The sequence below is a fragment of the Egbenema bharatensis FJBBOT/2019 genome (assembly GCF_048077055.1).
Lineage (GTDB): Bacteria > Cyanobacteriota > Cyanobacteriia > Elainellales > Elainellaceae > Egbenema > Egbenema bharatensis.
The window spans coordinates 1,626,941-1,646,973 of sequence record NZ_CP182236.1 but is presented as its reverse complement, the minus strand read 5'-3'; the positions used below and the strand labels follow the sequence as shown (position 1 = coordinate 1,646,973).

At 46.0% G+C, this 20,033-nt stretch carries 28 protein-coding genes and 2 pseudogenes; 21 read left to right on the top strand and 9 right to left on the bottom strand.

Going from position 1 to position 20,033, the window contains the following annotated elements:
* Positions 1–233: 233 nt before the first annotated feature.
* Positions 234–1,676, top strand: a complete 1,443-nt coding sequence (locus ACM1PF_RS07765; protein WP_416676590.1) for a DUF1254 domain-containing protein — start codon at positions 234–236, stop codon at positions 1,674–1,676.
* Between the two features lie 13 nt (positions 1,677–1,689).
* On the opposite strand, the gene ACM1PF_RS07760 is transcribed toward ACM1PF_RS07765, so the two are convergent.
* Positions 1,690–1,884, bottom strand: coding sequence for a hypothetical protein (locus tag ACM1PF_RS07760; RefSeq protein WP_416673812.1), 195 nt, complete (start codon positions 1,882–1,884; stop codon positions 1,690–1,692).
* A 30-nt stretch (positions 1,885–1,914) separates the two neighbouring features.
* On the opposite strand from ACM1PF_RS07760, the gene ACM1PF_RS07755 reads away from it, so the two are divergent.
* The 10 genes and pseudogenes from ACM1PF_RS07755 to ACM1PF_RS07710 all read left to right on the top strand — a co-directional run bounded on the left by ACM1PF_RS07755 (position 1,915) and on the right by ACM1PF_RS07710 (position 8,815).
* Positions 1,915–2,775: a restriction endonuclease gene (locus ACM1PF_RS07755; protein ID WP_012629988.1), complete on the top strand. Its 861-nt coding sequence runs from the start codon at positions 1,915–1,917 to the stop codon at positions 2,773–2,775.
* A gap of 15 nt (positions 2,776–2,790) precedes the next feature.
* Positions 2,791–3,033 (top strand): hypothetical protein, encoded by a 243-nt coding sequence (locus tag ACM1PF_RS07750; protein ID WP_416673809.1) that lies wholly within the window; start codon positions 2,791–2,793, stop codon positions 3,031–3,033.
* Positions 3,020–3,472 carry an HNH endonuclease gene (locus tag ACM1PF_RS07745; protein WP_416673807.1) on the top strand — a complete coding sequence of 151 codons (453 nt, stop codon included), beginning with the start codon at positions 3,020–3,022 and terminating at the stop codon, positions 3,470–3,472. Before ACM1PF_RS07750 ends, ACM1PF_RS07745 begins: the two co-directional genes overlap by 14 nt.
* A gap of 194 nt (positions 3,473–3,666) precedes the next feature.
* Entirely contained in the window at positions 3,667–3,864 is a 198-nt protein-coding gene (locus ACM1PF_RS07740; protein ID WP_416673804.1) for a DNA-binding protein, read from the top strand.
* Positions 3,861–4,034, top strand: a pseudogene (locus ACM1PF_RS07735) (type II toxin-antitoxin system death-on-curing family toxin); the annotation flags it as partial. The gene ACM1PF_RS07740 and the pseudogene ACM1PF_RS07735, both read left to right, overlap by 4 nt.
* 157 nt (positions 4,035–4,191) lie before the next feature.
* A pseudogene (locus ACM1PF_RS07730) lies at positions 4,192–4,405 on the top strand (type II toxin-antitoxin system death-on-curing family toxin); the annotation flags it as partial.
* Positions 4,406–4,504: 99 nt separating this feature from the next.
* Entirely contained in the window at positions 4,505–5,062 is a 558-nt protein-coding gene (locus ACM1PF_RS07725; RefSeq protein ID WP_416673801.1) for a GNAT family N-acetyltransferase, read from the top strand.
* A gap of 303 nt (positions 5,063–5,365) precedes the next feature.
* The gene (locus ACM1PF_RS07720) at positions 5,366–8,302 is read left to right on the top strand and encodes a tetratricopeptide repeat protein (protein WP_416673798.1); all 2,937 of its coding nucleotides are present in this window, start codon (positions 5,366–5,368) and stop codon (positions 8,300–8,302) included.
* Between the two features lie 41 nt (positions 8,303–8,343).
* On the top strand, positions 8,344–8,604 hold the full coding sequence (locus ACM1PF_RS07715) for a DUF2281 domain-containing protein (protein WP_416673795.1): 261 nt from the start codon (positions 8,344–8,346) through the stop codon (positions 8,602–8,604).
* On the top strand, positions 8,591–8,815 hold the full coding sequence (locus ACM1PF_RS07710) for a hypothetical protein (protein WP_416673793.1): 225 nt from the start codon (positions 8,591–8,593) through the stop codon (positions 8,813–8,815). Before ACM1PF_RS07715 ends, ACM1PF_RS07710 begins: the two co-directional genes overlap by 14 nt.
* A 3-nt stretch (positions 8,816–8,818) precedes the next feature.
* Here the strand turns inward: ACM1PF_RS07710 and ACM1PF_RS07705 are convergent, their stop codons facing one another.
* A complete protein-coding gene (locus ACM1PF_RS07705) occupies positions 8,819–11,467 on the bottom strand; it encodes a hypothetical protein (protein WP_416673790.1) in 2,649 nt (882 codons plus the stop codon).
* 77 nt (positions 11,468–11,544) lie between these two features.
* Between ACM1PF_RS07705 and ACM1PF_RS07700 the strand changes: the two genes are divergently transcribed.
* Positions 11,545–11,739 carry a hypothetical protein gene (locus ACM1PF_RS07700; protein ID WP_416673788.1) on the top strand — a complete coding sequence of 65 codons (195 nt, stop codon included), beginning with the start codon at positions 11,545–11,547 and terminating at the stop codon, positions 11,737–11,739.
* A gap of 89 nt (positions 11,740–11,828) precedes the next feature.
* Here ACM1PF_RS07700 and ACM1PF_RS07695 read toward each other — a convergent pair whose 3' ends face one another.
* The 3 genes from ACM1PF_RS07695 to ACM1PF_RS07685 all read right to left on the bottom strand — a co-directional run bounded on the left by ACM1PF_RS07695 (position 11,829) and on the right by ACM1PF_RS07685 (position 12,719).
* Positions 11,829–12,119, bottom strand: coding sequence for a type II toxin-antitoxin system RelE/ParE family toxin (locus ACM1PF_RS07695; RefSeq protein ID WP_416673786.1), 291 nt, complete (start codon positions 12,117–12,119; stop codon positions 11,829–11,831).
* Positions 12,116–12,346, bottom strand: coding sequence for an addiction module protein (locus ACM1PF_RS07690; RefSeq protein WP_416673784.1), 231 nt, complete (start codon positions 12,344–12,346; stop codon positions 12,116–12,118). The genes ACM1PF_RS07695 and ACM1PF_RS07690 overlap by 4 nt, the downstream gene beginning before the upstream one ends.
* Positions 12,347–12,530: 184 nt before the next feature.
* Positions 12,531–12,719, bottom strand: coding sequence for a hypothetical protein (locus tag ACM1PF_RS07685; RefSeq protein WP_106171985.1), 189 nt, complete (start codon positions 12,717–12,719; stop codon positions 12,531–12,533).
* A 347-nt stretch (positions 12,720–13,066) separates the two neighbouring features.
* Here ACM1PF_RS07685 and ACM1PF_RS07680 point away from each other — a divergent pair, with 347 nt between their 5' ends.
* From ACM1PF_RS07680 to ACM1PF_RS07660, 5 genes are all read left to right on the top strand, one after another.
* Entirely contained in the window at positions 13,067–13,267 is a 201-nt protein-coding gene (locus tag ACM1PF_RS07680; RefSeq protein WP_416673781.1) for a hypothetical protein, read from the top strand.
* Positions 13,268–13,479: 212 nt separating this feature from the next.
* Entirely contained in the window at positions 13,480–13,740 is a 261-nt protein-coding gene (locus ACM1PF_RS07675; protein ID WP_416673779.1) for a hypothetical protein, read from the top strand.
* Positions 13,734–14,153 carry a type II toxin-antitoxin system VapC family toxin gene (locus ACM1PF_RS07670; RefSeq protein WP_416676589.1) on the top strand — a complete coding sequence of 140 codons (420 nt, stop codon included), beginning with the start codon at positions 13,734–13,736 and terminating at the stop codon, positions 14,151–14,153. The genes ACM1PF_RS07675 and ACM1PF_RS07670 overlap by 7 nt, the downstream gene beginning before the upstream one ends.
* 134 nt (positions 14,154–14,287) lie before the next feature.
* Positions 14,288–14,755 (top strand): DUF29 domain-containing protein, encoded by a 468-nt coding sequence (locus ACM1PF_RS07665; RefSeq protein ID WP_416673777.1) that lies wholly within the window; start codon positions 14,288–14,290, stop codon positions 14,753–14,755.
* Between the two features lie 13 nt (positions 14,756–14,768).
* Entirely contained in the window at positions 14,769–15,341 is a 573-nt protein-coding gene (locus ACM1PF_RS07660) for a Uma2 family endonuclease (RefSeq protein WP_416673775.1), read from the top strand.
* A gap of 187 nt (positions 15,342–15,528) precedes the next feature.
* Here the strand turns inward: ACM1PF_RS07660 and ACM1PF_RS07655 are convergent, their stop codons facing one another.
* Both ACM1PF_RS07655 and ACM1PF_RS07650 read right to left on the bottom strand, forming a co-directional pair.
* On the bottom strand, positions 15,529–17,016 hold the full coding sequence (locus ACM1PF_RS07655; protein WP_416673774.1) for an AlbA family DNA-binding domain-containing protein: 1,488 nt from the start codon (positions 17,014–17,016) through the stop codon (positions 15,529–15,531).
* Positions 17,017–17,126: 110 nt separating this feature from the next.
* Positions 17,127–17,312: a hypothetical protein gene (locus tag ACM1PF_RS07650; protein WP_416673772.1), complete on the bottom strand. Its 186-nt coding sequence runs from the start codon at positions 17,310–17,312 to the stop codon at positions 17,127–17,129.
* 158 nt (positions 17,313–17,470) lie between these two features.
* Between ACM1PF_RS07650 and ACM1PF_RS07645 the strand changes: the two genes are divergently transcribed.
* The 4 genes from ACM1PF_RS07645 (at position 17,471) to ACM1PF_RS07630 (ending at position 18,459) form a co-directional block, all read left to right on the top strand.
* Complete coding sequence (locus tag ACM1PF_RS07645) at positions 17,471–17,593, top strand: hypothetical protein (RefSeq protein ID WP_416673770.1); 123 nt, start codon at positions 17,471–17,473, stop codon at positions 17,591–17,593.
* Positions 17,594–17,692: 99 nt separating this feature from the next.
* The gene (locus ACM1PF_RS07640; protein ID WP_416673768.1) at positions 17,693–17,902 is read left to right on the top strand and encodes a hypothetical protein; all 210 of its coding nucleotides are present in this window, start codon (positions 17,693–17,695) and stop codon (positions 17,900–17,902) included.
* A gap of 174 nt (positions 17,903–18,076) precedes the next feature.
* Positions 18,077–18,322: a UPF0175 family protein gene (locus ACM1PF_RS07635; protein WP_416673766.1), complete on the top strand. Its 246-nt coding sequence runs from the start codon at positions 18,077–18,079 to the stop codon at positions 18,320–18,322.
* A complete protein-coding gene (locus ACM1PF_RS07630) occupies positions 18,313–18,459 on the top strand; it encodes a hypothetical protein (protein WP_416673763.1) in 147 nt (48 codons plus the stop codon). Before ACM1PF_RS07635 ends, ACM1PF_RS07630 begins: the two co-directional genes overlap by 10 nt.
* A gap of 133 nt (positions 18,460–18,592) precedes the next feature.
* Here ACM1PF_RS07630 and crtL read toward each other — a convergent pair whose 3' ends face one another.
* Together crtL and ACM1PF_RS07620 are read right to left on the bottom strand one after the other, a co-directional pair.
* A complete protein-coding gene (gene crtL / locus ACM1PF_RS07625; RefSeq protein ID WP_416673762.1) occupies positions 18,593–19,864 on the bottom strand; it encodes a lycopene beta cyclase in 1,272 nt (423 codons plus the stop codon).
* Positions 19,861–20,004 carry a hypothetical protein gene (locus ACM1PF_RS07620; protein ID WP_416673760.1) on the bottom strand — a complete coding sequence of 48 codons (144 nt, stop codon included), beginning with the start codon at positions 20,002–20,004 and terminating at the stop codon, positions 19,861–19,863. Before ACM1PF_RS07620 ends, crtL begins: the two co-directional genes overlap by 4 nt.
* Positions 20,005–20,033: the final 29 nt, after the last annotated feature.

The window sequence follows — 20,033 nt, the reverse complement described above, 5'->3', positions numbered from 1 at the left end:
GTGGTGGGGGCACTGGCGAGGGACGGTCTACAGCTCACGAATTCCTCATATTTCGAGGCTATTTTTAGATTGACGAGCGATCGTTTCAGTGTCCGAGGCGAGCGATGCGTTGCTCAGCTAACACGGTTGGAGCGGTCTTGCCGAGGTTATTTGTGGAGGGTTGAAATTCTTTGAAGCCGCTCAATTTTGCCGTTAGCTGGCTCAAAGGTAATTTCACAACAAACCTGAAGGAGATGAATATGGAAATGAAGATGAAGATGACTACCGATATCCCGCCTGGAGTCGCTATTCCGGACACGGTGGAAACCCGCTTGGGCACTTTGAATTTCTTCGACGGCTTTCCTGATGACGCAACGGTCGAAAAACTCTATGACAACCTCGACTTCCAGCGAGCCGTGCAAGCATACCTGCTGGGACTTGCGCCAGTCAGTCAATTAGCCAATCGTAAGGGGATAGCTGAACTTGGCCCGATCAATTTAACGGTGCCGATTTTCGAGGATCGCATGGACTCAAAGTCGCTGTTCCTCACACCAAACAACAACACGCCGTATACCTGGTTCTGGCTCGATCTGCGCGAAGGTCCGTTGGTGCTGGAAGTACCGCCAAAGGTGCTCGGGCTGATAAACGACATGTGGTACAACTTTGTCACCGATGTCGGTTCCGTCGGCCCTGACAAGGGGGAAGGAGGCAAGTACCTGATCCTGCCGCCAGGTTATGAGGGCAATGTGCCGTCTGGCTACTTTGTCGTGCGCCCAGCGACTTTCAGTGTCTGGGTTCCCTGGCGCTCTTTCCTGGTTGATGGAGATCCGAAACCAGGAGTAGATCTCGTGGAGCAGCACACGAAGATCTATCGGTTGGAGGACGCCGCCAATCCGCCGCAGTTAAAGTTCGTACATGTTTCCGGCAGAGCATTCAGCACCCTGGCCCCAGCAGATTATGGGTTCTGGGAGTACCTCAACCAGGTTGTACAGGAAGAGCCGACCGATTCGGTTGATCCAATCACGCTTGGTCTGTACGCCTCGATTGGCATTCAGAAAGGCAAGCCCTTTGCGCCCGATGGGCGCATGCAAAAGATCCTTGCCGAAGCTGCCGTGGTTGGTGATGCCACGGCCCGCGCCATCAATTATCGGTTGCGGATCAAGGAGAGTTACTACTACCCGAACAGCGCCTGGCGCTCCGGCTTCTATGGCGGTTACAAGTTCGAGGAGGACGGCGTGCGAATCCTCGATGCTTATGCGGCATTCTTCTTCTACGCTACCGGCGTGACGCCCGCGATGGATTCAAAGACCGTCGGCGAGGGGTCACAGTACATGGCGGCTTTCGTGGATGCTGAAGGCAATCCGCTGGACGGTGGCAAAAACTACAGGCTGCATCTGCCGCCTAACGTTCCAGTCAAGCAGTTCTGGTCGGTGATCCTTTACGACAACCAGACGCGCTCTATGCTCCAGACCGATCAGAAATGGCCAGCGGTCACCAGCCAGAACGAGGCGGTGTTGATTAACCCGGATGGCTCAGTGGATGTGTACTTTGGGCCTCAGGCTCCCGCTGGCAAGGAAAACAACTGGGTGCAAACCATCCCTGGCAAGGGATGGAATACGCTTCTGCGGCTCTATGGACCGCTACAGCCCTGGTTCGACAAGACGTGGCGACCAAGCGAGATTGAGTTGATTAAGTAGATCACGGAAACTGTCAGCTAACATTCGGGTGCAGCGGATTGACCGAAGCCGCTTGGGTGCGATGCAAAGACATCAGCAACCGCTGACCCGAACCGTTAGCTGGCTTCGTTTTTGGGTTGGGGTGTACATCCAGCTTATCGGTGGGAATAGCTATGTTGAGCGATCGCAAACCAGTTACATATTTTGAGTAGCGATTTATATTTGACAAAGCAGCATTTTTGTAAATCGGCTCATCTGTATGAAGCGATCCGCCTCCTCAGTCCCAACATTTGATTCAATGTTCATACCCACAATTCAGGCTCTGCAAATTCTGGGTGGGTCTGGGACAACTGAGGAAATCTACGACAAAGTAGTCCAAATTCTTAACTTGCCGGATAAGGTGCTTGAAATTTCACATGGCAGTACCTCCCAAAGCGAAGTTGAGTACCGTCTTGCTTGGAGCCGTACCTATTTGAAGAAATACGGGCTTTTGCAAAATTCAGCACGCGGCGTCTGGTCATTAGTCTCAACCTCGCTTAATCCTGACGACCTGGATGCCAAAGAAATTGTTAAAGCTGTTCGAGATACAGAGAAGAGCAAGGCTGTTCCTTCAGATCCAACGACTGAAACGGTTGAATCCATCGAAACCCTCGAAGAGTTAGCATGGCATCAACAGTTGCACAAAATGTTGCTAACACTTGAGCCATCTGCGTTTGAGCGTTTAGCACAACGTCTACTGCGTGAGTCGGGGTTTATCCAAGTTCAAGTGACAGGAAAGTCTGGTGACGGTGGAATAGATGGAGTTGGTATTGCTCGAATTAACGGTTTCCTGAGCTTTCATGTGCTTTTTCAATGTAAACGTTATCAAGGTTCAGTCACGGCGGGTCAAATTCGAGACTTTCGTGGAGCCATGCAAGGGCGCACTGACAAGGGATTATTTATCACGACTGGCACATTCACCAGAGATGCGATTAAGGAGGCAACACGAGATGGGGCACCGCCGATCGATCTGATCGATGGGGAGCAGTTAGTTCAACGCTTGAAAGAGTTGGGGCTTGGTGTCAAGATCACAGTAATTGAGTCAGTGGAAGTCGATACAGACTGGTTCGCAAAAATTTAATGCAATGGGGGCTAAATGGTTACAACTCTTAATAAACCATCTTCTTTAATCCATGAAATCCGACTCGAAAAAGTTGATAACTGGAATTTATTCAAATTCAGTGAGTCTCTTCAACTGCGAATGGAGAATCTTCTGGAACAGAAAAAAGCCGATCAGATCACGCCTGATGAAATTGCTGAACTCGATGCGATCGGAGAGTTAGATCGTATTTTTACCCATATCAACGCGATGCTTGCTGCTCAAAATGCCAATCAGTGACGAACTCAAGCAAGCTATTCGAGAGCGCGCCAGATATGTCTGCGAGTATTGTCATTCACCGGAGCGGCTGAGTGCCAATCGATTTACCGTTGATCATGTCATTCCAAAATCTTTGGGAGGTTCTGATGAACTTGATAATCTTGCACTTGCCTGTCGTCGTTGCAATGAGAGGCGATATAACTTTGTAGCTGGCATTGATCCAGATACTCAGGAGATTGTTCCTATTTTCAATCCTCGTAAACAAAAGTGGGAAGAGCATTTTGTTTGGCTAAATCAAGGCGTTGTTATAGAAGGAACTACGCCCATTGGTCGTGCAACTTGCCTGCGGCTTGATTTGAATGATATCCGTTATCCAGAAAACGATTCTATTCGAGAAACAAGACGATTTTGGATACAAACTGGGTTGCATCCTCCAGCAGATGATCCATGCCAAGCCTAAGTAGTGTTGTTGCCAGCCAGCTAACACTGCGTTGGTGCGGACGGTACAGAGGTTATCGGTGAGAATTCAAGCTTGTCTGCCGCCGCACAACTTCAACGTTAGCTGGCTTCGTTTTTGGCTGGGGCAGTACAGTGAGGTTATCGGGTAGGAGTGAATGTTAAACTTGACTCAGAAACATTTGGAGAGCGATCGCTGTGACTTCTATCACAATTGATCTTTCAGACAGCCAATTCCAAAAGCTGCAGGATTTGGCAAAAGTACATGGCATTGCGATTGAAGTGCTGTTGAAGGCGAGCCTGGAAGATTGGCTAAATCTGCAAAAAGGTGATTTTGTTAATGCAGCTGATTATGTGCTGATGAAGAATGCTGAACTGTATCAGCATTTGGCATGATCCGCTATTTGACATTAATAGAGATATTAGAACTGCACCACAGGATTCTTGAGCAATCCGGTGGAGCGTTAGGTATCCGAGATATGGGTTTGTTAGAATCAGCGATCGCCCAACTCCGCATGACGTTTGGTGGAGAAGATCTGTACCCAAGTTTGCTGGAGAAAGCAGCAAAATTCAGTAGATCTAAAATGGGTTCGTTTCACAGGGATCCCTGGGGTTGATCCCCCTAAATCCCCCTTAAAAAGGGGGACTTCAACCCCTCTTCGGCTCGGTTCCCCCTTTTCAAGGGGGGCTAGGGGGGATCTAAACAAGGTTTGTGATCTACTGAAATTAGGGTTTTCGATCATCATGAATCATCACATTTGTAGATGGGAACAAGCGTACAGATCATGCTGCAACGGAGACTTTTCTTGTTCTGAATAGGTTGGAAATCAACGCCTCTGTAGATGAACAAGAGCGTGTTGTGTTGGCGATCGCATCGGGCAAATTAGAGCGTGAGGGATTTGTAGAATGGTTGCAGCAGAACACAATTGTCAGCTAACACCCTGGTGCAGCAGATTTCCTGAAGCTGGCTGTGTTGTAAAGTTTTGGTAACCGCTGACCAGGAACGCTATACAGTTCCAACATTAAGCTTGCTGATATGGAGATTGTAACCAAAAGATTTTTGCTGCGTGATTTCATTGAGGCAGATCGATCGTCATTCTTAGACTATCAAGCTGATCCTCGCAGTCATGTCTTCCGCGAACCCAGTAAAGCTAGTCTCGAACATTCAACCCGTTTGTTTGAGTCATTTCGCACATGGGCTTCTGAGCATCCTCGGCTCAACTACCAACTGGCAATTGTGCAACGGCGTGAACCTTCCGTGCTTATCGGCTGCGGCGGACTGCGGGGAAGAGGGTATGATGCAGGTGAGATGGAATTGGGGATTGAACTTGCACCCAACTACTGGGGACGATATGCCTACGCGATCGAGGTTGGGCGTGCCCTGCTTGAGTTTGGGTTTGGAGAACTCGGACTAGAGGTGATCTCTGGCTTTACGGTAAGTGCAAACGTGCGGATTACTCGGTTGGCAGAGTGGGTCGGAGCGGAAGTCGTTGCTACCTATCCGGCGAGTTCGACATGGATGGCCGAAAAAGGTTGGAACGAGGTAGAGTGGCGAATCACGAGGGAACAATGGCAACGTCGCATTGCTGTATAACACATCACTATATAACGATCGTGGTGCAGCGGATTTTTGTTCTCTACTGGTACTGCAATCAATCTGGCAACCGCTAACCATAACCCACTGGATTTTTGCTGGTTGTGCAAAGCGGTAATCATTACTGGTTTGATGGCTGGTTTTAATGCGCCAATGCAACGGTGAGGGAATCCGCAGTATCATAAGCTTCCGCAACCTGCCCAAATTTGATTACCCTTGTAAAGATAGACAACTCCTGTCTATATATCTAAGTATCTGGATATCCAGGTAGGATCATTAACCCAGCAGACAAGGGAAGGCTCGATGAAGCGCAATCAACTAGAGGGCTTCGCATTGGCGCGACACAGTGGTGTTCTGTTATCCGTACTCCTGCTCATGGGCGGTGCGGCAGAGGCTAAACCCGATGGTCTACGACCTACCGGAGGCGATCGCCCCGTTGCGGAAACGGTGCAGGCGAACGAGATCCTCTTGGCTCAGGTTACGCCAGACCAACCCCTCACCGCTGCCGAACAGGCAGAGCTGGAACGATTGCGGCAATTGAACCAGACCACGACCTTGTTCAATGTGATGCTGGTCGTATTGTCGCTGTTGTTGATTGCGGCGATGACCGGGCTATATCTGCTGCGGCGATCGGTGATTCGGGAAGTGACGCTGATTGTGGAGTCTCACCTGAAGGAGTTGGGGGATCTGGAGAGCCAGATTACCCATGCCAAGGCGGAAGTCAAGAAGCTATTGCAGGAGTATGAAGACTATGCCGCTGATTTAGGGGAAGATGCGGAAACCTTCCAGAAAGAAATTGAGTCGAAGCGGGAGAATGTGGCTCAGCTCATCACCGACATTTCCCAGCGCAAGCAGGAGACGGCAGCAGAACTCGACAACCAACTGAGAGCTGCCCAACATAAGCTGGAATCTCTAGAAACAGAATTTGCCGCCAAACTCTCGGAATTGCAGCTTACCGCCCATTCCCGCCAGAGCGAAATTCTGCAAACCCTGGAGCAGTCGGAAATTGAATTTGGCGATCGGCTCCTGGAATTCCAGACCAACACCCAGCACCGCAAAGACCAAACCGTTGAGCGGTTACAGCACTTAGAAGCCGAGCTGGAACCCTTCCTGGCAGAACTGCGCCAAGATGCCCAAAGCCACGTTCAGCAGCACAAGGAAGCAACGATCGGACGATTCCAGCAGCAGGAGTCCGATTTTGTTAATCAACTCGCTCAGTTCCAGGCAGATGCCGATCGCCGCAAGGTAGAGCTATTCGATGGGCTGGAGCGGCTGCGGGTGGAATTGACCAGCCAGGTGGCTCAGTTGCAAACGGATATCCATGCCCAGCGGGACTCCCTGCGCCAAAACATTGATCAGCTTGCTGCCGACTTTGCCGTGGGGCGATCGGAGTTGCGAAACGATGTGCAGATGCAGCGGGACATGGTGCGGCGGGAGTTGGAACAGCTTGGGGCGGAATTTGCCAATAAGCGCAACGAGTTGCAATCGCAGACGGAAACCCAACGGCAGGAGGTGCGTCGCACCCTGGAGCAGCTAGAAACCCAGTTTGCTGCCCGCATTGCCGAACTCCAGGCAGACGTGAAACGCCAGCGGGAAGGCATTCAGCAAAACCTGACCCGACTGGATGCTGAGTTTGCCCGTCAGCAGTCTGAGTTGCAAACCGCAGCCCAAACGAAGAAGTCCGAGTTGCAACAGTTGCTGGATCAACTGGAGCGGGATTGTGCGCTGCAAAAGTCGAATGTTCAGGTGGATGCTCAAGCGAAACAGGAAGAATTGCGGCGATTGTTAGAGCAGATCGACACCGACTTTGCCAATAGGCGATCGGATTTGCAGGTGAATGTGCAGGCGAAGCAGGAAGAGTTACGCCAGATCCTGAAGCGGATGGAAGACGAGGTGGAGGGGCAGTTGGCAGAACTCCAGGGGGTGGCGCGAGAACGGCGCGATCAGCTTTTGCAGAATTTGGAGAAATCGGAAGGGGATCTGGTGGCGCAACTCGCTACCCTGAAATCTGATGTGCAGGGACAGCGGGAGAAAATTCGCCAAAACCTGGAGCGGCTGGAATCTCGCTTTGCAGCACAGCTGACCGAGTTGCAATCCGGGGCTGAATCGGAGAAGTCGAATGTGATTGAAAACCTGAAGCGGCTGGAATCGGATGTGGCTACCCAACTGAATGCCCTCCAGTCCGAGGCGCAAACGGAAAAAGCCGAGATTATGAAACGGCTCTCGGAGGTGTCGCCCCAATTTATTGCCGACTCCTTTGTGGCAGATGTGCAGCGGCGGTTGGATACCCTAACCCAACAGTTTGAAATTCTCAAATCTGCCCAGCCGGATCTGTTTACCACCGTGGAGGAGTACTTCCAGCAGGCGGAACAGTTGGTGGCAGAAAAACGCTATGAGGATGCGATCGAACAATACGATAAGGTACTCGCCAAGCAGCCCAATAATGCTAACGCCTGGATTCAGCGGGGTATGGCACTGGAGGAAATGAAACGCTACGAGGGAGCCATCTCCGCCTTCGATCGCGCCCTGAAACTGGAGCCGAACAACGGCAACGTCTGGTATCACCAGGGGATTGTGTTGAAGGAACTGCGGCAGTACGATGCGGCTCTGGCTGCCTTCGATCGCGCTGTAGATTACCAGCCGGAGGAGGCAAAGGTCTGGCTGAATCGGGGCATTACCCTGGGACGGTTGAAGCAGTTTGATGATGCCCTGGCTTCGCTGGATAAGGCGATCGAACTGAAGCCGGATTACCATGAGGCATTGATTAACCGGGGAGTGATGCTCGGCTCGATGCAACGCCCAGAGGATGCCTTTGCTGCCTTCGATCGCGCCACGCAGGTGGAACCGGAAAACCCGGTGGCATGGCTGAACCGGGGACTGTCTTTGATTGAGCTAAATCGCAACGAGGAAGCGTTGGAATCCCTGGACAAAGCCACTGAACTCAACCCCGAATCCCACAAAGCCTGGGATAGTCGCGGCTACGTCCTGCTGCAACTGGGACGAGACAAGGAAGCGATCGCCAGCCTGAACCGCGCTCTTAAGATCAAACCGGACTTTGCCAGTGCCCACTACAATAAAGCCACCTGCTACGCCATTCAGGGAGAAAGCGATCTGGCGTTGGAGAGTTTAGAAAAGGCGATCGAACTGAATCCGCGCTATGGACGGGAGGCGAAGACGGAACCCAGTTTTGGGGAGCTTTCCAGGGATACGTGGTTTCAGGAGTTGACAGGGGGACGATGAGGCAGGATGAGTGATAATCCTCTGATGGAGGCATAGGAGATATGAATGCAGCCGAGAAGGTTTATGAATTGGTGAAAGGAATGCCAGAAGAAGAAGTCAATCAAGTATTGACGTTTATTGAGTCTTTACAACAAAAAACTCAACTCCAGGTGAAGCAAAATCCGACTTTGGATTCCACTGCGAAGCAGGCAGACCCAGCCAGAGGGCTTCTGTTAGACTATGCTGGAATTTTGAAAGATTCGCCAAATTTTAATGAAGATCCGATCGAACTCCAGAGAAGAATGCGCGATGAGTGGAGCTAGGTTTCTTCTGGATACGAATTATGTGATTGGTTTAGTGAAGCAACAGGAAACGGTGATCAAGGTCATAACCGATCGCGCGATTGAAACCAGGAGTTGTGCCTATAGTTGTGTGACTCGGATTGAGTTGCTAGGGTTTCCTGAGAAATCTTCATCTATTCTTCTGCTGAAGAATGTGGCATTTCAGCAATTTTCGTCAGCAACAGATTATTGAAAGCTAAACAAAATTAACCTCCTGAATGTTCTGAATAACGGTATTGAGATTTTTCTCTGTTTCAGCTAGTAAGTCAAATGATGGTTTTATTAAATCTTTCTGTAGTCCATCTGAAAATTCAACTAGTTTCTCAAGGTTACTATTTGGGTCAGAAAAGTAACTTGATGCTGACTCTGTAGCAGTATCAACAATCTGCAAATACTCTCGTTTAAGTTCAGAGTAAACCTCAATATTTGCTTTCAGATCATTAATAAAAGCCTTCCTCTTTTCGAACCAAACTTTCTGAAGATCGGTCACCAAGAGCTTATTCCAAAAGGTGTATAAATCTTCACCGTCTACGTCTATTGAGTTTTGAAGTTTAGTAATATTTTCATCGATTGTTTTCGAGTATTCATCACGGAGCTTACCAAGTATAGTACTCTCCTTCGCTTTAAGATTTCTTGGAAATTTGTCTGTTGTTTTTGCCAGAACAAAACCTATGCAATCACTAAAGAGGTTGATTGCTAAACCAACTAAAAGTGTCACAAAAAAATTGTTAGCTGTTTCTCTTTGTGCACCAAAGACATACGCAAAGTACAAAAATAAGCCAATTAAGCCAGAAGATACAGTGAATTTCAAAAAACGCTTTCTTCTTTCAGATCTCAGTTTGCTTACTTCAACTTCCCATTCATCAACAAATTTAGTAAGTACCTGTTGTAGCTTATTATTTACTTCTTGCTCAAAACTATTAATGGCAGTTTCTACCTCATTAATTATTTGAGATTTGATATTGTCTACCTCAGTATTCTTCCAGGTTTCTAATAAATCATCAAGTACAATGCCCCTTTTCATAAATAATAAATTGTTTTTCCGTTGAAGCTCTTCAATGCGTGTTTGCAAACTAGCTATATCTTTTAAAGGATTTAAAAAAACTTGAGAAGCACCTGGAAAAACATGTTTCTGAGCATCTTGCTTAATTATCTCCTTTTGTTCATTAGTTAATTCATCAGCCTCTAATTCATCCATCCGCCGACCAAGACCAAGCTTCGATATCGCCTCTTTGACATTAAGCGAAAATACACCACTTCTATACACTTTGATACTCTCAAAATAGACATCAAAATCATTATTAAGGTTCTTGATGGCTTGGTCTAATAGCAACTTATACTCTTTGACTGGTTGTTGTTCAGTCAACAATAGTTTTAATTCTTCCAATGTAACTCTCAATTCATATTGATATTGCTCTAAATTCTTGTCAGCGTCTCCTCGAATTTTTAATGCTTCACTGGAAAAATCTGTTGTCGGCAAAAGCTCTATACGGCTAGACATTCTGTCTTTCTGTAAATCTGAAAAGTTCAGTTTTAAGGGTTCAAAATCAGAAAAATTCCTAAGTGATAGAAGACTATTGATTTTGCGTCTTTTATCTAAAACATCATTCCGAACCGACAATATAACGTCCTGCCTAATATCAGATACAATTAAATTCGCTCTTCTTTCAGCCTCATTTCTGAGCTTAAAATTCAAGAAATTTGAATTGCTATTTCTAAAAATTAAGTCTATCGGCTCAGGAATCTCAGGAGCTAATGCAATTCGTCCATAAATCTCATTTTCTATTCTATAAATTGAAGACATTACTTTGTTCCAAGACTCGGTAAGTGCGTTATTAGTCAAACGAATTTTGCCTTGAAAATGCTCAATGTTATTCTCTGAAGTTTTGATGATTCTGGACAATATTTCTAATTTGCTAAACAGAAAGCAACGAAAGAACTCCTTTAATTTCTCTGCGCTATCCCTAAAATAGACGATTTTGTGGCTATGTATATTGATTTGCGACTGTATATCAGATGAATTGGAGAACCCAAGAATTACATTGCGAAGATAGTCCATATTAAATCCTGACTTATTATCAATAAGGGTTATATGACTCTCGTCAATATAAAAATCATTTTTAAACAATAAATTAATTCTTTGAATTAACTCATTTGAAAAAATATTAGCTTGCTCTTCATTGAAGTTCTCCTTGCTAAAAGGGAGTCCATGATTCTTTTTGAACTCATCTGCCCGTGTGACAACAAAGCGCATAGGAATAAAAGCTAGTTGTGAATACTTTTCTTGTAATAGAGGAACATCTGAGCTATCAAGGGGAATAGCAGCAGAGAAAAAATAAACTATTAGATCGCAAATTGGCAAGAAATCTCTTGCTATCTCACTTGCAAGAATTGGATCACCAATTCCTGGTGTATCAGCTATTACGACATTCTTCAATAGATCACTATCAATAAAACTCGCTCTAATTGAAATCAAGCCTTCCTTAGTGGTTTTGAAGATTGAATCCTTATTTTCGCTGTGAGTAATCAGAGTAATTGATTTGTCAACAGGATTTAATCCTACTCTTCTAGCCTCTTCAGAATTTCCTTGCAACTCAAGTAAGGAATTTATAGTGCTTGATTTGCCTGCTGAGAAATGGCCCATAAAACCAACATAAATTAGATTTTTGCCACGATCTGTGTATTGAAGCAGGCTCTTCTTCAACCTTGATAGTAGCTCTTGATTGCTAGTTGTCTCGTAGTTCGAGTCTAGGTCTAATGCTTCCTTCGCAATTTTCTCCTGAAGATATTTTTCTAATTGTTCAATCCCTTCCAAAATCCGCTGACATTGGACATTGATTTCCATATTTATCCCACCAAGGTTTAAAATTTCCTTTAGATTATAGTACAGATGAACCTTGGCGTGGAGCGACAAACACTAAAATGCTGGATTCTTCATCTAATAATCATCAAAGTCTAAAGTTTGCTCATGTCAGTGAAACCTACCGCATCTCAGATATAGAAGATGCCCTCGTCTGGACTTCCCCTGAAAACCGCCAAATCCTCTGTCCCTTCGATTCAGTCTGGTCAAGAAACTTGGCACAGGAAATTGTCCGAGAACTGAGAAATCAGCCTTAGTGGAGTGCGATCGGCTTTTGGCATACAGCAACCACCGACCCTTGAAACGATGGATTGACTGATGATGACTAAATTTATCTTCGATTCTTCTATCTTCGATCCTTCCAGTATCCAGGTTCCCGACTGCAATGCATTACCGCCAAAATCAAAATGTAATCTTGCTCAATTGTATAAATGATTCCATAGGGAAACTTACGGGTCATACATCGTCGAATCTCTTCATCAATCACCCTGTAGCGTGTAGGAGATTCTCTGATTCGATAAACCGCATCCTCGATCGCATCAATAAAAGCTTGGGCAACCTCAGTCCGCTGTTGCGTATAGTATTGAACGGCTTCAGCATATTCAGTGAGTGCGTCAGGGTGAAAGACGTATCTCATTGTTCAAGTAGCCGCCTGACTTGAGCCAACGCTTCTTCTCCTGGAATGGGCTGCACAATGCTGTCCCGAATCTCATCTCGTCGTTTTTTTGCTTCAGTCATCCAAGCGGCTTGAATAGCTGGATCAATATCAAACTCCAGACTTTCAATGAGCTTTTCTGCTAAGAGTGCTCTAGACGCGCTAGGAAGAGCAAGAATTTCCTCTGTCAGTTGCTCGATCGATCGCATAAACCCTCGCAGAATCTTAAGCTCTGTCCGTATTTTAACAAACCTGTGATTTGCCTCAAGTTTGGGATGGGCGATCGGTTATGTCAGTTATGTCTTTATGTCTTAAACAGGAAGCTACCCGATCGCCCCAAATACCAGCAGATATCTGCACATTTCTGATTTCCCGATCGCCCTCCCCATCCCTTCAATCCAACTCATCTAAGTTGTGCTTTTCAATAATTTCCTGCTGCTGAGATTGTTGCAGCCACAACTCTAAGGCTTCAGCTACCACAGCACTAATCGATTCTTCCCGAATCGTGGCGATCGTCTTGACCAACTTATCTAAGTCAGAATCCAGGTAGATTCTCAATTCTGGTCTTTTCTTGGGACTCACTCGTCAATGTAGCCGCAAAAGTACAAGTAAGATCTTCTCACTCACTCTTACGTATCTGCGAATATGCGGATAATATCAACTAAACCTGATTGAGATATTACCCATGATCACCCTCACCGATGATGAAGTCGCCCAAATCCGTTAGCGAAGCTATCCGAAGGAATCGCTCCTCACCGCTCTCCGCGCCATCAAAGTCCGAGACATCGACAAAGCCCTCGTGATTCTGTCCAAACAAAACCACCAGTAAACCCTCAACTAATTAAAACTCTTGTGGGGTAGGCATCTTGCCTGCCCAGTCCCTCGAACCTTCCCCTGCAAACCATTCACCTTCAACCAGGACTCCCCCCATGATTACCCTCACCGACGAACAGGCAAGAACCCTGCATCACCTCCTCACCCGCATCCTGCTCAACGAAACCTACCGCATCTCAGATGTAGAAGATGCATTGGTCTGGACTTCCCCCGAAAACCGTCAAATCCTCTGTCCCTTCGATTCAGTTTGGTCAAGAAATTTGGCGCAGGAAATTGTCCGAGAACTGCGGAATTAGCCTTAGTGGAGTGCGATCGGCGTTTAGTCGGCTTGAAGCTCTAGTGGGGTAGATATCTTGCCTGCCCAGTCTAGAAGTTGGAATGACCGATTAACTGAACAACCAGAGAAATTGGAAAACCGATCGCGCCCATACCTGAGCAGACCGGGCAATTTGAGTCGATCGCAAAGAAAACCTTGCTAGAGTAAAGCTAACGTTCTGGAAACACCACAATGAAAACGGTTGAAACGATCGCCACCATTACACCGAGCAAGGAACTCAAGATCCAGTTACCTGAAGACTTGCCGGTTGGAACGTTCAAAGTTGTATTGGTGATTGATGAAACCTCCATTGTCTCCTCCGAACCACCTGCAACGGCAGATCACCCCATCTCTTTTCTCGAAGTCGCTGGAGAATTAATTGGTTCTCTAGAAGGATTGCCCCCTGACCTGTCTACCGATAAAAGCTACATGGCAGGTTTTGGCGAATCATGACCCAGATTTTACTCGATACAGGTGTGTTAGTTGCCCTACTGAGCAAAGCCGACCGATTCCATCAATGGGCAGTAGCAACTGTAACCCCTGTGACCGCTCCACTCCTAACTTGTGAAGCAGTCATTACAGAAGCCTGTTTCCTATTGCAACGAGATTCTCGCAGTCAAGACGCAGTGCTATCGCTGATCAATCGAGGAGCCGTACAAATTCCCTTTTGTCTTTCGGATGACGTACAAGCAATCGAGGAATTGGTTGCTCGCTATGAAAACGTCCCCATGTCGCTAGCAGATGCCTGTTTAGTGAGAATGACAGAGCAATATCCTAAAAGCAGGATTTTGACGCTGGACAGCGATTTCAGAGTTTATCGAAAGCACCGAAATCAGGAGATTCCCGTTATCATGCCTGAAAAATAGTCCCAAAACTTTGATGCAGGTCTACCCCGCTCTGAACTTCTCCCGAAAACCGCCAGATCCTCTGTCCCTTCGATGAGTTGAATGAGTTTTTGACCGCATAATAGAAGGTGACGAATCGATCGAGGTCTTGAGCGATGGTTGTCAACAAACCCAGCGTTCGCTATGACGAGGATTTCAACGGTTGGATTGAAGAGACGATCGCACTGTTGAAGGCGAAGCGTTTTGAGGAGATTGATGTTGACAACTTAATTGATGAGTTGGAAAGCATGAGCAAGCGAGATAAGCGCGAAATTTTGAGCAGGCTCAAGGTGCTTTTGCTGCATCTATTGAAATGGAAGTATCAACCTTCTCATCGGAGTGCATCCTGGGAAATTACAATCCGCAATAATCGAGAAGAGATTGCCCAAATTTTGCAGGACAGCCCCAGTTTAAGGAGCTATCCATCTGAGGTGCTGGTACAGGCGTATGATTCAGCCCGGAAGAATGCCGCTAGCGAAACGGGACTGGCGATCGCCTCGATTTCAGAGCAATGCCCTTTTACAATTGCTGACATTCTCAGTGAATCTTTTTTGCCCAATCCTACCGCCAGCAATGGAATGTGAATGAGGGGAATGCATGATGCCACCAACCAAAGCCAAACAATGGACAGTGGACGAATACCATCGAATGCTGGAAGCTGGCATTTTGACGGGAACCGATCGCGTTGAGCTATTAGACGGACAGATTATCGAGATGAATCCGCAATTGCCACCCCACGCGGCAACGACTCAACGGGCGTTTCGCTATCTGGATCGACTGCTGGAAACGGTTGCCTATATGCGGATGCAGTTGCCGGTCACGCTGAAACCCAAATCAGAACCGGAACCCGATATTGCAGTTGTTCGCACTGACCCAAATGAGTATGGCGATCGTCATCCGACACCCGATGATATTTTCCTGATCATTGAAGTGGCTGATTCTACGTTACTGGGCGATCGGCAGCAAAAAGCCTTAATCTATGCCAGGGCAGGGATTGCTGACTACTGGATTTTGGATGTGAATACCCAACAGGTTTACGTCTTTCGGGAACCGACTTCAGAGGGCTATCAACAGGAAACACTTCTGGCTGCCAACACGGTACTTACCCCTGTTGCATTTCCTGATATTGCGGTTCCACTGAATCAACTCTTTCTCCCCAATATGCTCTGATTCGTTCAGCAAATCACGATCGATGCAAGGTAATTAGTCGATCGCGGCGATTCAACGATCGATTTTTTCCGTTTCAGGAAGCGTAAACGGTTGGGCAGTAATGGCTTAAGGATACTATGTTGATGGAGTTTCTCAGGCTTACACAAAAATCTAAACACCCTCGATTTCCAGAAGTTCTCTAGTTAAATTAACGCCTTTCCATTTCGTCGGTATCAGTAACGTGATCTAAAAATTTACGGATTATACTTGCAAATCTAGGATTTTTCCCTTCAAATGTTGAGAGCGATTTCCTGAAAAATTGAGCTATTCTTAAGGCTCTCTTTAGCTCTCCTTTGTCAAGTCCGCCATATTCTAATGCCATTGCACATCTACAAAGAATTTCTTCTTCAATTCCAATAATTCCTGCAAACCAACCTTCGAATTCCTTTTTTTCGTATTTTTTGTCAATTTCCTCGGATAAATCAAGTAATTCATTAAATCGATTCGGATGAACCCAAGCTATGCTAGACAAAGCCCGTGCGCGCCTCCACAACACTTCTAAAATTTTGTCATGTTCACTCGTCACACTTAAAGCTGCTTCTGATTCCTTTAAAGCAAGCCCATAGTTACACTCACCAATACGATTGTCTATCCTGTAAATGTATACATCCACATGGTCATAGCCAAGCCTAAGAATTTCATCCAGTAGTGACATCGCATACTCATCTGGTGCATAGTAAAAAGGGTCACTCTTACACTCAATTCTCCTCACTTCCAAAAGAAGAACTTTACCAAGTTCTTTATCTTTTGTATGTTGCTTCAGCCAAGTAAGATCTTCATTCCATTCCTCTGTATCTTTATCTTTTGCCAAATTAGCAAGTATTTTAAGACGTTCAAAACGTGCTTGTTTTTCGATTGACAATGAAGCTCCTAAAAGAAGAGCATCTGAAATATCTTTAAGAGCTTTGTCCCGTTGTTTCACAATAGAACTATTAATTTCTTCTAATTCTAGCGTAATATTTTCCTTCTCTTTGAGATCAGAAAACGAGTCAAAAAAGTGATCTCGTTTTTTTTCAAGAGCATGAGAGAGACTTACATGAGCGTTTGCGCGAAGTAAAAATAAGTCACTTGTAGGGAATAAGTCAATAGCCCTTGAATAAGAATCAATAGCCCTTTGAAAATCATTCAATTTCAAGAATGCTTCTGCGGCTTGAACATAGCCAAATCTTTCAGAAGGAATACGAGATTGATTATACATTTGGTGAATCTCTTCTGGACTAGCTTTAGCAACAACAGAGCCATGTCTTACAAAAACATCATTTTGCAGCAGTCTATCAGTTGACTTTGAAACTTTATAAGGTCTTTCAGACCCTCTTATCTCAATAACTCCAACTTTTAATAAATTATTGCTCAGAAAAGCCAAGTAACAATTAATTTCCAAACTCGGATTAATGTAACTATGTATGATTTGCTGAATTCTTTCCTCTTCTATTGAGCCAATGCCGATGATATCACCATTATCATCAATACCGATAATGAGATAGCCTGTATCATGCTTTGAATTAGCTATGGAAATAACATCCTTAATTAGTTCTGATTTTTCTGATGCAGACTTTAAACTTAATTCTCGTTTAAAATCCATAGCTTCGTTTTCGCCTTTTGCTATCAGTTCGATAATCTGTTCTTCAGATAACATAATTCGCTACAAGTTATTCCAGAAGGGGTAGGTGCAAATCAATTAGACGAGTAGTGAGGCAGTTGAGCAGACAGAGTGAAATTTACAGTTCCTACGCTTTACCTTAACTCTTAATCCAAGTCATCCAACCTGTGTTTATCGATGATCTGTTGAACATCAGGCTTATTCAGATAATCTTCGATCGCCTCATTCATCAGGGCATTGACGGAGATTTCCTTAACGGCAGCAATAATTTTGAGGAGTTTATCAACATCCTCAGAGACATAGATCCTGACTTGGGGCTTACGTTTTGGCATAAGCCCTATTTTCTCTTAAGCAGAGTTCTAATGAGGGTAATCTACATATATGGCTATAGGGCAATTGCCATCATAAGATTTTTCTTGTAAGATACTTTCAAAGAAAAACGCCCAGAAACTTTGTGCTTACTGGGTTACGCCCTAATGGAGATTTACCCATGATCACCCTCACCGACGATGAAGTTGCCCAAATCCGATCGCTCCTCACTGCCCTCCGCGCCATCAAAGTCCGAGACATCGACAAAGCCCTGGTAGTTCTGTCCAAACAAAAACAGCAGTAAACCCTCAACTAATTAAAACTCTTGTGGGGTAGGCATCTTGCCTGCCCAGTCCCTCAAACCTTCCCCTGCAAACCATTCACCCAAACCAGGACTCCGCCCATGATTACCCTCACCGACCAACAGGCAAAAACCCTGCATCACCTCCTCACCCGCATCCTGCTCAACGAATCCTACAGAATCTCTGACGTAGAAGATGCCCTCGTCTGGACTTCCCCTGAAAATCGGCAGATCCTCTGCCCCTTCGATTCCGTCTGGTCGAGAAATTTGGCGCAGGAAATTGTCCGAGAACTGCGGAATCAGCCTGAGTGAGGGATGGGCAGTAGCAACTGCCCCTGTGCCCGCGACTGCATAATAGATAGAAGTTAACAAATCGATCGAGGTCTTGAGCGATGGTTGTCAACAAGCCCAGCGTTCGCTATGACACGAATGTTTTTGGGTAAGGAGATAGTGGAATAAGGCAAATAAACGACGGAGGTTAGAACCATGAGTTTAATCATTCCCGATGAGTTTCTGCAAACGGCGCACATTACTGAAGCCGATCTCAAGCTCGAAATTGCCATTCTGCTACTTCAGCAGGAAAAAATTACTCTGGGCACCGCCAGTCAGTTTGCAGAGATGAACCAACTGGAGTTTCAACGCATCTTAGGTAGCCGTAAAATCCCCATTCATTACGGCGTTGAAGACTTCCAGCAAGACCTCAGAACCCTGGAAGCAAACGATTGGCGATGATCGTGGTCAGTACCATGATCACCCTCACCGATGATGAAGTCGTCCTACTTCGCTCCCTCCTCACCGCCCTCCGCGCCATCAAAGTTCGAGACATCGACAAAGCCCTGGTGATTCTGTCCAAACAAAAGCAGCAGTGAACCCTCGATCGCTCCAACGCTTGTGGGGTGGGCATCCTGTCCGCCCAGTCAGCAAAGTAAAACATTGTGCAAGTTGTTTAATCCTAGATCTTAAGTATAAATTTATGCCTAGTATGCCCAGCTTGAACCGTGACTAATGTTTGTGAGCGGAATTCAGGTAATGCGCTTTAGGATTGCACATTTCCCACAACAAATTGCGATCGCCCCAGGCAGAGCGAATTAAATTCCAGCGCACATCATTCGTTGTTTGAGCAAAGAGTTTCAGCATCATTTGCAGAATTTCTGGAGTCGAAAAAGTATTTGCTAAAAAACGGCTCCATTGGGGTAACGGTAATTGAAAAAAAGATGCAAAGAAAGCCTGCAATGTTGCTTCTTCAAACCGCATTAAATTTTCTAACCCGAACAGATATAGGGCGTGTTTTCGGATTTCGTCAGTTGGCCACAGGGCACGCCATGCTATGGTTGCAACCGAGGCAGGAGAAGTTTGGGGATGATTCAATGCCTCAGCGATCGCTTTTGCTACGAGGGGCGATCGGCGAATCAAAGCACCTATCATATAACCCGATGCGGGATGAACCATACTGGCTGCTGCGCCAAAGCCCATGACTGATTGATTGACAAAAGGTAATGGCAAATTCATCGGGAATAAACAATATTCAGTGTGATGAATCTCATTCACCTGCACATTCCGAAAAGCCAAACGTTTGTTCAAACGGTCTTTCAAAACCTCAAATGAAACGGCAGGGCTGTTTGCCAGGGAGGTTTCTTCTACAAAGAATACCCCCTTTCCCATGTCCATCGCGTAGAGAAATGTTGCAGGCTCTTGCCGTTCGTCAGGTGATAAATGATCGGCTCGGTAGTCCATCAAAACAAACTGTTGCGGTTCGATCGGCGGTGCTGAAAAAGTGCCAACAATACCGTAAGCGGCTTGATAAGCAGTGCGATCGTTTTGGGGTCTTTTGAGCAGAGCCGGTTGATGACCACTGGCATCAATCACGATTCTGGCGCACACGGTTGTTCCTTCAGTTGTGGTCACACAAGAATGGGTTGCTAAATGTTCAATCCCGGCAGCAGTTCCCTGATACCACGACATTTTGCCGCGTTCGCACTGTTCCAAAAAGTGGGACTGCAATTTGAGATTATCGAATAACCCATACTCACGGTGCAGCAAAATTTTTTTCTTAGCCGTGTAACTGACGGAGTTTTGCCACCGATGACTCAGCAGATGAGTCATGTTCATGGGTTCTAATTCATCACACCAAATCCCGTAAGTGTTTGGCCATTCTCCTGGAGGAGGTGCTTTTGCTAACCCTGCAACGTTCAAACCTTGATGGCAAAGCGCAGCAGCGATGGACAATCCTGCGGGAGCAGAACCAACAACTAAAGCATCAAATACTACACTCATGATTGCGCGGAATGATCAGCAAATGTTCCAACAATTTGCTCCCACCAAGGTTTAAAGGATGCACTATTTTCTACTTGGCTTTTTAGCTGTGCAACTTCAGCTTCCAAATGAGCAACTCGTTCTTCTAACTGTTCTGGCATCGACAGCAGCCCTCATCCCAACTCGATCT

Coding starts and splice junctions, on each gene's coding strand:
- ACM1PF_RS07765 (WP_416676590.1), top strand. CDS start 234: ATGAATATGGAAATGAAGATGAAGATGACTACCGATATCCCGCCTGGA.
- ACM1PF_RS07755 (WP_012629988.1), top strand. CDS start 1,915: ATGAAGCGATCCGCCTCCTCAGTCCCAACATTTGATTCAATGTTCATA.
- ACM1PF_RS07750 (WP_416673809.1), top strand. CDS start 2,791: ATGGTTACAACTCTTAATAAACCATCTTCTTTAATCCATGAAATCCGA.
- ACM1PF_RS07745 (WP_416673807.1), top strand. CDS start 3,020: ATGCCAATCAGTGACGAACTCAAGCAAGCTATTCGAGAGCGCGCCAGA.
- ACM1PF_RS07725 (WP_416673801.1), top strand. CDS start 4,505: ATGGAGATTGTAACCAAAAGATTTTTGCTGCGTGATTTCATTGAGGCA.
- ACM1PF_RS07720 (WP_416673798.1), top strand. CDS start 5,366: ATGAAGCGCAATCAACTAGAGGGCTTCGCATTGGCGCGACACAGTGGT.
- ACM1PF_RS07715 (WP_416673795.1), top strand. CDS start 8,344: ATGAATGCAGCCGAGAAGGTTTATGAATTGGTGAAAGGAATGCCAGAA.
- ACM1PF_RS07710 (WP_416673793.1), top strand. CDS start 8,591: ATGAGTGGAGCTAGGTTTCTTCTGGATACGAATTATGTGATTGGTTTA.
- ACM1PF_RS07705 (WP_416673790.1), bottom strand. CDS start 11,467: ATGGAAATCAATGTCCAATGTCAGCGGATTTTGGAAGGGATTGAACAA.
- ACM1PF_RS07700 (WP_416673788.1), top strand. CDS start 11,545: ATGCTGGATTCTTCATCTAATAATCATCAAAGTCTAAAGTTTGCTCAT.
- ACM1PF_RS07695 (WP_416673786.1), bottom strand. CDS start 12,119: ATGAGATACGTCTTTCACCCTGACGCACTCACTGAATATGCTGAAGCC.
- ACM1PF_RS07690 (WP_416673784.1), bottom strand. CDS start 12,346: ATGCGATCGATCGAGCAACTGACAGAGGAAATTCTTGCTCTTCCTAGC.
- ACM1PF_RS07680 (WP_416673781.1), top strand. CDS start 13,067: ATGATTACCCTCACCGACGAACAGGCAAGAACCCTGCATCACCTCCTC.
- ACM1PF_RS07675 (WP_416673779.1), top strand. CDS start 13,480: ATGAAAACGGTTGAAACGATCGCCACCATTACACCGAGCAAGGAACTC.
- ACM1PF_RS07665 (WP_416673777.1), top strand. CDS start 14,288: ATGGTTGTCAACAAACCCAGCGTTCGCTATGACGAGGATTTCAACGGT.
- ACM1PF_RS07660 (WP_416673775.1), top strand. CDS start 14,769: ATGATGCCACCAACCAAAGCCAAACAATGGACAGTGGACGAATACCAT.
- ACM1PF_RS07655 (WP_416673774.1), bottom strand. CDS start 17,016: ATGTTATCTGAAGAACAGATTATCGAACTGATAGCAAAAGGCGAAAAC.
- ACM1PF_RS07650 (WP_416673772.1), bottom strand. CDS start 17,312: ATGCCAAAACGTAAGCCCCAAGTCAGGATCTATGTCTCTGAGGATGTT.
- ACM1PF_RS07645 (WP_416673770.1), top strand. CDS start 17,471: ATGATCACCCTCACCGACGATGAAGTTGCCCAAATCCGATCGCTCCTC.
- ACM1PF_RS07640 (WP_416673768.1), top strand. CDS start 17,693: ATGATTACCCTCACCGACCAACAGGCAAAAACCCTGCATCACCTCCTC.
- ACM1PF_RS07635 (WP_416673766.1), top strand. CDS start 18,077: ATGAGTTTAATCATTCCCGATGAGTTTCTGCAAACGGCGCACATTACT.
- crtL (WP_416673762.1), bottom strand. CDS start 19,864: ATGAGTGTAGTATTTGATGCTTTAGTTGTTGGTTCTGCTCCCGCAGGA.
- ACM1PF_RS07620 (WP_416673760.1), bottom strand. CDS start 20,004: ATGCCAGAACAGTTAGAAGAACGAGTTGCTCATTTGGAAGCTGAAGTT.